At 49.8% G+C, this 14,850-nt stretch carries 11 protein-coding genes; all 11 read left to right on the top strand.

What is annotated here, in order from left to right; translation table 11 throughout:
* Nucleotides 1-17 precede the first annotated feature (17 nt).
* Nucleotides 18-2,348, top strand: coding sequence for a universal stress protein (locus tag ASG16_RS02790; protein ID WP_056488613.1), 2,331 nt, complete (start codon nt 18-20; stop codon nt 2,346-2,348).
* A gap of 12 nt (nt 2,349-2,360) precedes the next feature.
* Nucleotides 2,361-3,086 carry a hypothetical protein gene (locus tag ASG16_RS02785; RefSeq protein ID WP_056488615.1) on the top strand — a complete coding sequence of 242 codons (726 nt, stop codon included), beginning with the start codon at nt 2,361-2,363 and terminating at the stop codon, nt 3,084-3,086.
* A gap of 50 nt (nt 3,087-3,136) precedes the next feature.
* On the top strand, nt 3,137-3,991 hold the full coding sequence (locus ASG16_RS02780) for an arginase family protein (protein WP_056488617.1): 855 nt from the start codon (nt 3,137-3,139) through the stop codon (nt 3,989-3,991).
* Nucleotides 3,992-4,492: 501 nt separating this feature from the next.
* A complete protein-coding gene (locus ASG16_RS02770; RefSeq protein ID WP_056488619.1) occupies nt 4,493-5,059 on the top strand; it encodes an RNA polymerase sigma factor in 567 nt (188 codons plus the stop codon).
* Nucleotides 5,040-6,704: a DUF4179 domain-containing protein gene (locus tag ASG16_RS02765; protein ID WP_056488622.1), complete on the top strand. Its 1,665-nt coding sequence runs from the start codon at nt 5,040-5,042 to the stop codon at nt 6,702-6,704. Before ASG16_RS02770 ends, ASG16_RS02765 begins: the two co-directional genes overlap by 20 nt.
* A gap of 185 nt (nt 6,705-6,889) precedes the next feature.
* Nucleotides 6,890-7,456: an RNA polymerase sigma factor gene (locus ASG16_RS02760; protein ID WP_048036129.1), complete on the top strand. Its 567-nt coding sequence runs from the start codon at nt 6,890-6,892 to the stop codon at nt 7,454-7,456.
* Complete coding sequence (locus ASG16_RS02755; RefSeq protein WP_056488624.1) at nt 7,437-9,098, top strand: DUF4179 domain-containing protein; 1,662 nt, start codon at nt 7,437-7,439, stop codon at nt 9,096-9,098. The genes ASG16_RS02760 and ASG16_RS02755 overlap by 20 nt, the downstream gene beginning before the upstream one ends.
* A gap of 164 nt (nt 9,099-9,262) precedes the next feature.
* The gene (gene ytaF / locus ASG16_RS02750; protein WP_056488627.1) at nt 9,263-9,952 is read left to right on the top strand and encodes a sporulation membrane protein YtaF; all 690 of its coding nucleotides are present in this window, start codon (nt 9,263-9,265) and stop codon (nt 9,950-9,952) included.
* Nucleotides 9,953-10,061: 109 nt separating this feature from the next.
* Complete coding sequence (locus ASG16_RS02745) at nt 10,062-12,866, top strand: calcium-translocating P-type ATPase, SERCA-type (RefSeq protein WP_048036133.1); 2,805 nt, start codon at nt 10,062-10,064, stop codon at nt 12,864-12,866.
* Between the two features lie 30 nt (nt 12,867-12,896).
* Nucleotides 12,897-13,598, top strand: a complete 702-nt coding sequence (gene yunB / locus ASG16_RS02740; RefSeq protein ID WP_056488630.1) for a sporulation protein YunB — start codon at nt 12,897-12,899, stop codon at nt 13,596-13,598.
* A gap of 126 nt (nt 13,599-13,724) precedes the next feature.
* Nucleotides 13,725-14,699, top strand: a complete 975-nt coding sequence (locus tag ASG16_RS02735) for a copper amine oxidase N-terminal domain-containing protein (RefSeq protein ID WP_056488633.1) — start codon at nt 13,725-13,727, stop codon at nt 14,697-14,699.
* Nucleotides 14,700-14,850 lie beyond the last annotated feature (151 nt).

Below are 14,850 nucleotides of genomic sequence, written 5' to 3'. Positions count from 1 at the left end.
AGAGGGAGGGCTGCGAGATGGTAGAGCAATATCGGCGAAAGTCCCCGGAGGAAATCTTGCAGTCTATCTCCAGAATGCACCGGGGCAGGCTGAAAATCATTCTGGGGGCTGTCAGTGGTTCAGGTAAAACCTACCACCTGCTAATGGAAGGGCAGACGCTAAAGAAAAAAGGGATTGATGTGGTCGTAGCTGGCTCAGGTGAGGCCACTCATCCCAAGCTGGCACAAAAGCGGGAGGGCTTGGAGCAAATCCAGCCAATCATCTGGTATTCCCTCGGGGAAGCAAGACATGATCTGGACGTCGCAGCCATTATCGAGCGAGATCCGGAAGTCGTGCTCGTAGACGGTTTGGCTCATCGCAATCGTCCAGATGCCCCGCGACCAACCAGCCTGGACGATGTTCAGTACTTGTTGAACCACAATATAAGTGTGATTGCGACGGTAAACATTTACGAATTGGCCGGGATGAAAGAGATGGCGGAGCGACTGACGAAGGCAGAAGTACGGATCGACCAGTGTGTCCCTGAAGATACGCTTGCCATGGCCGACGAGGTGAAACTGCTCGACGTTACGCCAGAAGCCATTCTGAAACGGCTCCAAGAAGACGATCGCAACCCGACTCGAACCAAGCATCCGCTGTTTCGCAGAGACAATCTGCATATGCTGCGGGAACTCGCTCTTCGGTTCGTAGCTACTGGCGTAAACGAGGATTTGGAGGATTATCGGGAGAAGCACGGCATGGTGGGGGCTTCAGGAGCCACAGAGAAGGTGCTTGTTTCTGCCCAGTATCATTGGAACGGCTCGATATTGGTTCGGCGCGGACAACAGGTTGCCAAGCGGCTCGGCGGAGAGCTCTTGGTCGTCTGTTTTCTCCCTTTGTCCAAGAAGCTGACGAAGGAAGAGGCAACTTTTAAAAGATCCATCGGAAAGCTCGTGGACAAAGTCGGAGGTACCTTTGAAGAGCAGATGCTTGTACGTGAAAAAGACGTAGCAAACGAGCTCGTCGCCTATGCGATGGAGAATAATGTGACTCGAATCGTCATGGGGCAATCCAAGCGTACGCGCTGGGAAGAGATATGGTATGGCTCCATCGTCCATAAGATTCTTCGGCAAACGAAAAATATTGATATCTTGATCGTGGCAGATCGTTCCGAGCGGGACGGTGAGCGTGTCATGCCGACCAAGCGAGAACGGGCGATAACGGCCAATCCGTACCGACGACTCTCCGATGAGGAGATGCAGCAGGAAATCGGTAAAATCAAGCGCGGGACGCTAAAAGTATATGTAGGAGCAGCACCTGGTGTCGGCAAGACGTACACGATGCTCCGAGAAGGCAACGAACTCGCCGAAAATGGCATCGATGTGGTGATTGGGCTTTTGGAAACGCATGGACGAAAGGAAACCATTGAGCAGGTAGGGGGACTTCCTCTCATTCCGCGAAAGCGCATTCCGTATAAAAATGTGACGCTGGAAGAAATGGACACGGACGAAATTATCCGGCGAAATCCGGAGGTCGTACTGGTGGATGAGCTGGCACATACGAACGTGCCGGGGAGTGCCTATGAGAAGCGCTACCACGATGTCGAGAAGATTTTGGCTGCGGGTATTTCCGTCATATCCACGATGAATATACAGCACCTCGAGAGCTTAAACGACAGCGTCGAGCAAATCACGGGAATCCGCGTGAGAGAGACGGTGCCGGACCATATTCTGCATCAGGCAGATGAGGTAGAGCTGATTGATATTTCACCCAAAGCACTGCGTCAGCGGATGCGGGAGGGCAATATTTACGCGATGGAAAAGGTGGAGCAGTCGCTGACCAACTTTTTCAAAACAGGGAATTTGATCGCGTTACGGGAGCTGGCCTTGCGTGAAGTGGCGGACGACGTCGACGAACGCTTGGAGGCGTGGGAGCGACGAACGCTGCGCGGGCCTTGGCGGCAGCAGGAAGTCATTTTTGTCTGTGTGAATTTGCGCGCAGACAGTGAACGATTGATTCGACGAGGGTTCCGAATTGCCTATCGGCTCAAGGCGTCCTGGCATGTAGCTTACGTGCAGGATCATTCGTTGCTGACAGAAGAGGAAGAGATGCAGCTAGCGAAGCTGAAAGCACTAACAGAGCGGCTCGGAGGTCGTTTCGAACGATACGAAGCCCCTTCCCGACGCAAGGTTTTCACCAAGCTGGTTTGGCATATGAACGAAAAAGGAACAACGCAGGTCGTCATCGGGCAGTCGGCACGTACCCGCTGGAAGGAAATTCTCGAGGGTTCAGTCATTCAACGATTATTGCGGGAGGTCCGACACATGGATGTGCTGGTCGTGGCTGATCACGCACCCGATATGATGTGAGGGAGGGTAATGATGGGCACAGAAAAAGAAGGGCAATGGGACCAAAGCGTGGCAGACGCCTATAGCCGTTTGGAGTGCCTGATACTAGAGCCAACTACGGAGGCAGATTTGTTTTCCAGGCTGATCCGGGTCTACCTGGAGGAAGAAGAGGTGCGCATACGGCAAAAGCTAAAACGCAAATCCTCACAGCGAATCTCTCGCGTCATGCATGAGCGGGTGGGTGAGTTTTTGTCCGGGCAGTTGACCGGGCTTTCGTTTCAAGTGATCGACGGTCTCTTGTTTATAAAGAGGGAGAAACAGTTAGTCGGGGCACTCAAATGCATCCCTGATCTCGGCAGCTACGATACGCCGTCCTGGAATGCGACACTTGCCCGTTTTGCCAAGCAGTATCAGAAGCGGTTCAATCTGGCGCCAGAGAAGCTGCTGTTCGTTATCTGCTCGCTCGCCAAAAGCTTGGATGCAGCTCATGCCAAGGCGTTGACCGGAATTGATGTGTGGTGCGGCGCCGCACTAACAACCCCAGCCTATCGGGATGCGCTACAGGTATATGTCAACAAATACGTGGAAGTCATGGACGCTCTCCCGCAGCCTATGCACCAAGTGTATTTTTTAAGTGCGGATGTCCATCCGAATGCGCTTGCTTGCCAACTACTGCGCGGAGAAAAAGCATCCCTGCCAGATCGCTGGTTGTGGCCTTCCGTCAGTGATCTCATCCAATTATTACAAACGAAGCTGTGATATACTTTTAGGGATGTTCATACGATGAATTTCCTTGGGAGGGACTGTTTATAAAAGTAAAAGTAGCTGGTATCCCGCATTTCACAGGTGCATATGTCTCTGGTACAGAATTAGCCCCGGACGCGCTTCGTACAGCAGGATTGATCGAGCAGTTGCAGCAGCATGGCTTGGAAGTGCAGGATATAGGAAATCTACATCTTCCCGACGATTTGCCTCGCCATAATATTCCACCAGTTCGTAATTGGCCGGCTCCGCGAATGTTTTGGGATTTGCTGCAAAAGGACGCGCAAGATTGGCTCGATACGGACGACTTTGTCTTGATGCTCGGCGGCGATTGCAGCTTGGTCGTTGCAACGGCACAGGCTCATCAGGCTCGGTATCAGGAAAAAGCGTATCTGCTCGTGCTTGACGGTCATCTCGATGCAGTAGTTCCATTGGCTTCCCGCTGTATTGGCGCAGCAGGGATGGGATTATGGTTTTTGCTTCAGGATCGCGGACAATGGATCGAGCCAAGCGGCTGGGATGCCGAGCGAATCCGCCTTGTCGGCTGCCAGCAGATCCCTGGAGAAACTTTCGGCGTTGACATCATGTCCTTGGCCCAGCTCACAGAAGGCAGCATCGTGGAACGAGCTTCTCATACGCTCCAATCGATCCCGCCTGATGCCAAAATCCTCGTTCATTTCGACGTAGATATCATGAACAAAGACGCGATGCCAGCAGCCTATTCGCCAAGTGAGACAGGATTGTCGCTGTCCGAAGCGGAGGCATTGCTCGCAACAGTTTTACGAGATTCGCGCGTGACAAGTATGGAAGTAACGGAATTCTCAGGGGCAAGGGATACCACTGGCGAGTATGCGCTGAGGCTAGTAGAATTACTCGCCCGGGCACTATCTGCACGTGCTTAAAGCCCATCCCATCAATGAAATAAATTCGATACCAAGTGAGCTCGGCAGACCTGATTTCGTTCAGGCTGTCGAGCTCTTTTTTTGGATCTTTCTTAGTTTTAGGAGGCAGCAAAGCTGATGAGAAGAAAAAGCACAGGGCTCGCAGACCTTGACAACGCCTACCCAGTCGGAACTTTAAAAAGAGGACCACGCTTGTCGAACACTTCTTCTCTGAGAAACATCCGCCCGTAGGGTGGCTTTGGCTCGACGGTCCTCTTTTTAAAGTGGAGACGAACAGTCAATCCCCCACGCTGGCGTGTCAGAGTCGAAGAGAACTGTGCTTTTTCTTCTCCTCCACTATGTTGACTCAAACCCCAACTCTTTTGACAGGAAAATAATATTTTTAAAAAATAAGGAGAAAGGATTTTCCAGCTCATTCGTATTAGTGGTGAATCAACCAAAACAGGAAGCTGCGCAGCATTCCCCAAAGGCTGATCGGTGATAGATGGAGGAGTAGTAGAAATGCCGGACGATCGGGAATTGATCGAGCAAATCCTGGCTGGCAATCAGCAGTTGTACAGTCAGATTATCGACAGGTACAAGGGCAAGATCGTTACTTACTTGTACAAAATGATCGGTAACATGCCAGACGCACAGGATTTGGCTCAAGACGTGTTTACCAAAACCTTTTACCTATTGAAAGACTATCGGCCTGAGCACAAATTTTCTTCATGGCTGTATCGAATCGCGAGCAATCATTGTCTCGATGAAATACGAAGACGCAAAAGAACGGAGCGGACGGCAATCGTGGAGGAACAGATCGTTGATCCAGAGACACCAGAAACCGCCCTGTTAAAAAAGGAACGGGACGCCCAACTGGAACGAAGTATCATGCTGCTGGATGAGGAGTATCGCGAGGTGTTCGTCTTACACTACTTGCAGCGTCTGTCGTATCGAGAAATCAGCGAGCGATTGTCTCTTACGGAGAGTGCGGTTCAAATGCGTTTGTTCCGTGCTCGTAAAGAGATGAAAAAAAGCCTGACGAAAACGATGGGAGGAGGAGATGTTTATGACATGCTTCATGTTTAATCAATGGAAGCTCTATGAAAATGGCGAGCTCTCCCCTTCCGAAAGCAAAGGATTAGAGCAGCACGCAGAACAATGCCCACAATGCCAAAGAAAGCTGCAAGAGTGGGTAGATCACATGCTGGAAGAGGAATTTTCCGCCTATCCGGAAGTTCCTGTACCCGATACGTTTACGAACGAGGTCATGAGTAAACTGTTCGAAGCGATTCCCGTACGTACGGCACGGAAGCACTCCTCCCGAACCAGAAGACAAAGGGGTTGGGATATTGTGAAAAAGACAGGATTGGTAGTAGCAGGACTTACGGCGCTGGTAGTGACAGGAACGGTTGTATCACCGACGTTTGCTAATTATGTGAATAGCTTGTTCCAGATTGAAAAGGATGCGGGTATGAAAAACGCCGTCCATAAAGGCTTTGCCCAAAAGATGAATCAAAAGATAACGGACCAAGGTATTACCTTTGAAGCAAAAGAGTTGATGGTTGACTCGATGCGGATCGCGGTCATCTATGATATGTACGACCAGAATGGCAAGCAAATTGATCTAGATGAACACTTCTTGGATTCTCAATTGATTGATCCGACTGGGAAAGATTTGATCAGTGAAAATGATGGAATCATTATGGCTAAACATGGGAATTATTTTATCGCCAAGTTGGCCTTAAACGATATTTTCGAGTCCTCTGATACTACTCCTGATCAGTTGATTCTTAAAATAGAGCAGACAGAAATTGCAGGGAAAGAAGGAAAGTGGGAACTAGAATTCCCGATTGATATGAAGAAAGTAAAGGAAGCGACCAAAATAGCGAACTTCCATGAAGCTAAGTATGAATCACCACAGGGACTCGTCATGGAGTTGAAAAAAATCGAGTTTTCTCCGAGCGCAACCCGAGTCCTGATGGAGACCACGTACACGACAGAAGCTGAAGAGGCGAGGAATCAACAAGTAGAAACCTATAAGAAGAACCAGGAGCAAGGCAAGACCATTGGGATCAAGTCGGAGTTTTTGGCTGATTCTCTAAGTGGGAACGATATCGCGTATGAAATTACCAATGAGCAGGGAGAAGTGGTTGCAGCTTGGGATATGGATTTGGATAAAGGCATTAGGAATCGGAAGAATGTTCTCCATGTATCCGGAACAGTAGCCGAACCGGAAGGGGACAAAATGAAGTGGTGGCAAACTTTTGCTCCGATTCAGGGGGAACAAAAGTTAACGTTTCAGCTTAAAAAGATATATGAAAGGAAGCTGGCCTACCCCCAAATGGAGCTTGTTCCAGCCGAACTGGTTAAGCAGAAAGAGACCGTAAAGGATGAAGTCGGTAATATCTTTTCGTTTTCTTCCTTCGCGCTAGAGCCGGCTAATGGCGAGAAAAAGCCAAAAGCTCAGGCGGTGATCACCGTAGAGGGTACGTTAGGTAAAAACGTGGTCAGAACCGGTTTTTGGTTCGTCAAAGATGAGAATGGGAAGGTTTATCATTCCTATCTGAGTGAGACAGAGAGCATCAGGGACAAGGACGGACACGTAAACTTCAAAGGTAAACTGGAGATTCCAGGCATGGAGCAGGAACCGAAAAAGCTCACCGTATCCTATGCTGATTATACGGTCGAGCATCGCAATGTGAAGTGGGAAGTACCGATTGAAATCAAGTAGTTTGAAGGTAAAGGAAGAGGTAGACACAGGCCTCTTCTTTTTTGTTCCGGGGATGAAAAAAAGATTTTTTTATAAAAAGAGAAAGGATTTTCCAATCTCTCCGTATTAGCTTATGATTCAACCAAAACGGAAGCTGCGCAGCATTCCCCGCTGGCTTGATCTGTAATAGATGGAGGAGTAGCAAAATGCCGGACGATCAGGAACTAATCGAGCAAATCCTGGCTGGCGATCATGAGCAGTACAGACAAATTGTCGACAGATACAAGGGCAAGATTGTTGGCTATTTGTACAGGATGATCGGCAACATGCCAGACGCACAGGATTTGGCTCAAGACGTGTTTATCAAAACCTTTTATCGTTTGCACGACTATCGGCCTGAGTACAGGTTTTCCTCATGGCTGTATCGAATTGCGAGCAATCATTGCTTGGATGAAATGCGAAAACGCAAACGGACAGAGCTGGTAGAAATCGATGAGGAGCAATTGATTGACCCAGACACGCCTGAGACAACTTTGTTGAAAAAGGAACGGGACGCCGAGCTGGAACGGAGCATCATGCTGCTAGATGAAGAGTATCGCGAGGTATTCGTCCTGTTTTACCTACAGCGACTGTCGTATCGGGAAATCAGTGAGATACTGTCCCACTCGGAGAGCTCCGTTCAGATGCGTTTATTCCGCGCCCGCAAAAAGATGAAGGACAGCCTGACGAAAACGATGGGAGGGGGAGCTATTTATGAAATGCTTCATGTTTAATCAATGGAAGCTATACGTAAACGATGAGCTGGCCCCTGCCGAGAGCAAAGGATTGGAGCAACATGTGGAAAATTGTCCACAATGCCAGAAGCACCTGCAAGAGTGGGTAGAAGGCATGCAGGAAGAGGGTTTTTCTGACATTCCGGAGGCTCCTGTACCCGATGCATTTACAGACGAGGTCATGGATAAGCTGTCTGATGCAGCTCCTCCACGTTCTAAGCGAATGCACTCCTCCCAAACCAGAAGACAAAGGGGTTGGGATATTGTGAAGAAGACAGGACTGGTAGTAGCAGGACTTACGGCGTTGGTGGTAACAGGAACCGTTGTATCACCGACGTTTGCGAATTATGTGAATAGCTTGTTCCAGATTGAAAAAGACGCAGACAATGGCATGAAAAACGCCGTCCATAAAGGTCTTGTTCAAAAGCTGGAGCAAAAGGCAACCGATCAAGGAATTACTGTCGAGTTAAAAGAGCTGTTGGCTGACTCGATGAGGATCGCAGTCATTTATGATGTATACGACCAGAGCGGCAAGAAGATAGAAGACCATATTTTCGATGCGAAACTGATGGATCAGAACGGGAAGAATTGGTTCGAGGATGATGAAGGAGATAATTCGGGAAGTCATGGAGAGTTTTTCATCACAGAACGATTTTTGAACGAAATCTTTGAATCACATGAGGCTATTCCCGACCAACTGACCTTACATTTAGAACAGACAGAAATCGCCGGTAAGACAGGAAAATGGTCATTGGAAATTCCGATTGATATGAAAAAAGCCAAGGAAGCGACGAAAGCGGTTGCCTTCCAGGATACAGCTTTTCAATCGCCACAAGGGCTCGGGATTGAGCTGAAAAATATCGAATTTTCCCCGAGTGCGACACGGGTCATGCTGGATACCACTTTCCCAAAATCAGCTTATTTGGAGGTTGAACGAACGTCGATCCTGTACGATCGGAAAAATCCGCGAGGCGCCATTGTCACAGAAAAAGAGCGCGAACCTGCTTTTTCGGGAGAGAATCTGATGTACGAAATCACCAATGAAAAAGGGGAAGTGGTGGCAGCTTGGGACATGAAATCATTGGATGATGGGCTTGATAACAAGATGAATGTTCTATGGACGCCAAGAACAGAAGAAGAACCCGAAGAAAAAGCAGAGGGCGATGTCTTGAATTGGTGGCATACGTTTGGTCCGATTCAGGGAGAACAAAAATTAAAGCTTGAGCTCAAGAAAATTTATGAGAAAAAACTGGCTTCACCTAAATTTGATCTGGTTCCAATAGAGCTAAACAAGAAAGCCGCGACTTTCAAGGATGAGACAGGCAGTACCTTTACGTTCTCTTCTTATGCATGGGAGCCTGGTAAAGGCGAAGATCTAGGTGAGGCTGTGATTACAGTGGACGGTACATTAGGAAAAGACGTACTCGAGAACCACTATTGGTCTGTAAAGGATGAAAACGGGAAGACTTACTATGCGTCAGTAAATACAGAAAGCACCAGAGACAAGGACGGACGTGTACAGATCAAAGGCACGATCACCATCCCAAGCTTGAAGCAAGAACCGAAAAAGCTCACGGTATCCTATGCTTCCTATATGGTGGAGCACGACGTGAATTGGGAAGTGCCTTTTGAAATCAAATAGTTCAAAGAAGGAAGAGGCCGACAGTGGCCTCTTCTTTTTCATCACAGGATATTGCCCTTCACAATAAGAATGTAAACCGCGCTCCGAGATGGCCATGATTTGTTGGCACACCAGCGGAGCTTTTCGCGTATACCTAATAGGCAATGGGAAAGAGGTGACCACATATGAGCGGATGGCTCGCACTCCTGCTCGTTTCCCTGGCCATCAGCATGGACAGTGTCAGTGTAGGATTGACGTATGGTTTACGGAACATGAGAATGCCCTTTTTGTCGCTCGTCGTCGTTTCCGGTTGTTCGTTTGCTGTTGTATATGGTGTCATGCTCGTAGGCTCATCCCTCACCGAATGGTTAACCCCCGAGATCGGCAAGTATATTGGTGCCGCAGTCTTGATTCTCATGGGGTTGTTTACTCTGTGGCGGCTCATTGCGACACGGTCGGGGACAGAGGCTCAGGAGTCTGCCGCTGCGAGTAACGCTATTGTAGCCGCAGAAAAACAGGAAGAGCAGGAGCCCATCGTATTATTGTCGCAGTTCCGCATTTTTGGCGTCATGATTCAGATTTTAAAAGATCCGTCCAAAGCCGACGCTGACCGTTCTGGGCATATTATGGGCTGGGAGGCCGTCATGCTGGGGCTTGCTCTGTCATTGGATGCTTTCGGCGCAGGCATCAGCCTTACGTTTTTGGGATACTCGCCACTGCTTGTCGCTCTCTGTATCGCGGTGATGAGTGCCTTGCTTCTTGTGGTAGGAATTGCTCTCGGCAGGCGCGCCGGAAAATCTAGCTGGTTGACGCGACTCACCTGGCTGCCGCCGATTTTGTTGATTTGCATTGGAGTAGCCAAAAGCTTGAAATAACCGACAAACGAATCACAGACCCCGTCCAGATAAATGGACGGGTTGTTTTATTTTCTAGCTCGTCTGCATACACATAAAAATGAGTGAGAAGTGGATGGAGGAGATGTAGGTGGATACACAGCCAATTCGAAAATGGTACACGCTGGCGGCGGCCGACGTGACCGAAGCCCTTCATAGTGATGCTGCGCAAGGGCTGACTCAGCAGGAGGCGGAGCGGCGACTGGCTAAACAAGGTGCCAACCAGTTGGCTGAACAAAAGCGAAAGCCTCTCTACTCGGTCTTTGTTGATCAGTTCAAGGACTTTATGGTGCTCATCCTGTTCATCGCAACACTGATCTCGTACTTCCTCGGAGAGTACTTGGATGCGATTGCGATTATCGCGATCATCCTCATTAACGGCATCCTCGGTTTTATTCAGGAGGCCAAGGCTGAGCGATCCTTGCAAGCGCTAAAGGAGTTGGCATCCCCGATGGCGCGCGTCATCCGGGCCGGGAACATTTCCATGATACCGGCTTCGCGGCTGGTACCTGGTGATCTGGTGCAATTGGAGGCCGGGGACCGTGTTCCCGCAGATTTGCGGTTGCTTTCGGCCAATCGGCTAGAGGTAGAGGAGTCAGCGTTGACAGGGGAGTCTGTCCCCGTCGGAAAAAACGTGAAAAGACTGGAGACAGCCCAGGCATCTACTGTACCGCTTGGCGACCAAAAAAATCTCGCGTTCATGGGCACGATGGTCACCGGAGGAACAGGGAGTGGCATCGTCGTAGCGACAGGGATGAGCACGGAAATCGGGAAAATCGCGCACTTAATGAATACAGCGGAAGAAGCAGAAACCCCTTTGCAACTGCGCTTGGAGCAAATGGGCAAAATTCTCGTGGTCGTCGCACTGTTGTTAACGATTGTGGTCATCGCTGCTGGTGTCTGGCACGGTCATGAGCTGTTTACGATGTTCCTCGCCGGGGTGAGTCTCGCAGTAGCGGCGATTCCGGAAGGCTTGCCAGCGATTGTGACTGTCGCGCTAGCGCTCGGCGTCCAGCGGATGATCCGCCGCAATGCGATCGTACGCAAGCTCCCATCGGTCGAGACATTGGGCTGCGCCTCTGTCATTTGCTCCGATAAAACAGGGACCCTGACTCAAAATAAAATGACCGTTACCCAAGTGTGGCACAGCGATTCCACGTATGAGGTGAGCGGCAGCGGCTACGCACCAGAGGGAGCCTTTCACTATCTAGGGAAAATGGTATCTCCCGCCCGTGACGGAGCGCTCTCACAAATGATCCGAATCGCAGATCGATGCAATAACGCCCGTTTGACATGCGAGGAGCAGAGCACGCGCAATCTGCTCGGGATGGGCAAGTCGTCACGCTTTTGGCAAGTGGTAGGCGACCCGACAGAAGGTGCTCTCAAGGTGCTTGCCGCGAAGGCATTGGGCGGTAATGCAGAGCGTAGCAACCAGAAGAATCAGGGACAGCGTGTGGAGGAGCTCCCCTTTGATTCTGACCGCAAAATGATGTCGGTCGTCGAAAAGGGGACGGACGGCGTGTATTCCCTGCTGACGAAAGGCGCGGCGGAGGCATTGCTGGCGAGATCGACACACATTTTGTGGAAGGGAGAGCTCATTCCACTCTCCGCGACGCTTCGCCACCAAGTACTGGAGCAAACGGAACGGATGGCAGGGAAAGCGCTGCGCGTACTGGGATTCGCGTATAAGACACTGCAAGGCTATCGCCCGGGACAACCAATCGGCTCCATGGAAAACAATCTCGTCTTTGTCGGATTGGCCGGGATGATCGATCCACCGCGTGAAGAGGTGCGTCCAGCAATCAATCTGTGCCATCAAGCAGGAATCAAGACGGTCATGATTACAGGCGACCACAAGGTGACAGCAGAAGCAATCGCCCGGCAGATTGGTTTAATGCGTGGCTACGGAGAAGTATTGGAGGGGCGGGAGCTGGATGGCATGTCAGATGAGCAGCTCGCCGAGTATGCGGAGCGCGTCACTGTCTATGCCCGTGTGTCTCCTGAGCACAAGCTGCGGATCGTCCGTGCCTTGCAAAGCAAAGGACATGTTGTTGCCATGACCGGAGACGGTGTCAATGATGCTCCCGCGATCAAGACCTCAGACATTGGGATCGCGATGGGGATTACCGGTACAGATGTGACGAAGGAAGCGGCCGATCTCGTGCTGCGCGACGATAACTTCGCCACGATTGTCGCCGCCGTGGAGGAAGGGCGTAACATCTATGACAACATTCGAAAATTCATCCGTTATTTGCTGGCATCCAACGTAGGGGAGATTCTCGTCATGTTTTTTGCGATGCTCCTCGGGCTTCCTTTGCCTTTAGTGCCGATCCAGATTCTGTGGGTCAATCTCGTGACGGATGGCTTACCGGCCATGGCGCTTGGCGTCGATCAGGCGGAGAAAGATACGATGTATCAGAAGCCGCGCAACAAGGCAGAGAACATATTCAGCCGGGGGTTGGGATGGAAAATTATTAGCCGTGGTTTCCTCATCGGGACCATGACATTGCTCGCGTTTTGGCTGACGCTCAAAGAGAATCCGAATGACTTGGTGCATGCCCAGACTGTTGCTTTCGTCACGTTGGTTATGGCGCAGCTTATTCACGTTTTCGATTGCCGGAGTCAATACAGCGTTTTTCACCGCAATGTATTTGAAAATAAATACCTCGTCTGGGCCGTGCTTTCGTCGATCGTGCTCGTGATTGGTGTCGTATACATGGAGACACTCCAGCCGATCTTCAAAACAACGGATCTGAATCTGCGCGATTGGGCATTAATTTTGGTCGCGGCGGGAGTTCCTACGTTTGTCGCGGGAATCGGTGGGGTACTTACCAGCGGCAGACAGCGCACAAGCAACGAGAAACGCGCAGCTATGCGTACGGTTCGTCCTGACTAATCGAGCCGCAAAAGGGGAGAGGGAGCCATCGTGCGCTTGAGAAGGGGAGGGTGGAAAAGGCGTAGAAGGAGAATTTTCGCTGGGCTCCTACTGATTATTGTGGTATTGATCACTTTGTTTATCATTGTGGAACGCAGGGTAGAGCCGACGTTGATGTTGATTGCCCAGGCCAAGGCAGAGCAGGTCGCCAAGCTCGCCATTACCGATGCAGTCACCAAACGTATGTCCCAACAGGGTCTCGATGTCAACGAAGTCGTCATCATGGAGAAAGACGAGAATGGCAGTATCAAAGCGGTGAATTTTAATTTCAAAGAATACTCCCGAATTGTGGGGGAAACGACAGCCCGTATTCAAAATCGTTTGAAGGAATTCGAGCAGGAGCACGTCCAGACATCTATACCGCTTGGCTTGGCTACCAAAAACGTCTTTCTGGAGCACTTTGGGCCTGATATTCCGGTGTCGTTCGTTCCGATTGGAGCCGTCAAAACGAAGCTGGAAACAGGCCTAAAGCAAGCTGGAATCAATATGGTGCTGGTGACTGTCTACATTCACGTCGAAGTCGATTTGCGGGTCATTATCCCGTTTGCTACCAAGCAACAGACGGTCACCACACAAATCCCGGTCTCCGAAGCCCTGATCGTCGGAAAGGTACCGACTTATTTGTACGACAACCCGTCAGGCAAGCCCGATGTGCCGATGCCACGAAACGACCAAATCCCAAGCCAGCCGTGATGTTTTTCGCTTATACACGAACGATTTACACATCTATGAAAATTTATTTGAAACGTTTCTGAAAGGGTGCCGTCCAATGAATAGAGACACACAAAAACAAGCAAGAACATTGGAGGCGTAAACAACATGAAAACAATCCGTACAGGTATGATGACAATCGCGGCACTGGCCGTTTTGGGAACTAGCGTGGTATCTGCAACCTCCGAACCAGTAAAAGAACTTTCTGTTAATATTAACGGTCAAGCAATCGCACAAGATGCGATCTTCGATAAAGGTCAACAAACCGTTCTGGTTCCACTTCGTCCTGTTGCTGAAGCCCTCGGTTTCAAAGTAAGCTGGAACGACAAGGAAAAAGCAGCAGAAGTGCAAAGAGGCGCGATCACCAGCTACGCAAAAGAAGGAGAGGATCGTTATCCTTTCGCAAAAATGTACAAAACGCTGGGAGCAGAGCCTCGCGTACTGAATGGTAGCACCTATGTGCCAGTTAAATTCGTAGACGAAATCCTGCAAGCAGAGGTGAATGTAACCGATGATACAGTGACAGTAGTGGAGGACGAAATCGCTCCTATGCGTACAGGGACCATTACAAGCATCAACAAATCCGATAAAGGCTACTCGGTTACACTGAACATCTATGAGTCTGGTATCATCCTGCACCTGACGGAAGACACGAAAATTACAGATGAAGCTGGTAAAGTGCTGAAGCCAGAAGACTTGAAGCTCGGTATGGCCGTTGATGCTACAACCGAAAAATTCATGGCGATGAGCTTGCCACCACAAACGAGTGCGCTCAGCATCACGGTAAAAGGCGGCCTGGAGACTCAGGACGTCCTGGGAACTGCGGGAAAAGTAGCGAGCATCTCTGCTGACAAAGATGGCAACTACAAAATGCTTGTAGAGGGTCGCGGTATTACTGAAACCTCCCAAGAAAAAATCAACCTGAACATTACTGAGAAAACAGTGATCATCAATGCGCGAGACAACAAAGTACTCTCCCCAACTGAGCTGAAAAAGGATATGCAAGTAGTAGCCTTCTACGGCCCAATGATGACGAAAAGCCTGCCGCCTATCGGCACTGCTGAGAAAATCGTAGTAGAATAAGAGAAAGAACGGGATGGCATTTGCTGTCCCCTTTTTTGCGTTTATGGCTAGATCAGCATGTCAAAAGCTCCTTTCAATTCGAATGATGATAAGGGAATTCCCTGATACACTTTCTTTTATGGAAACTTTACAATAACGTTAGAACGATTGT

This window comes from Brevibacillus sp. Leaf182 (genome assembly GCF_001423865.2).
GTDB lineage: Bacteria > Bacillota > Bacilli > Brevibacillales > Brevibacillaceae > Brevibacillus > Brevibacillus brevis_C.
This window is presented reverse-complemented; position numbering and strand designations above follow the sequence as displayed.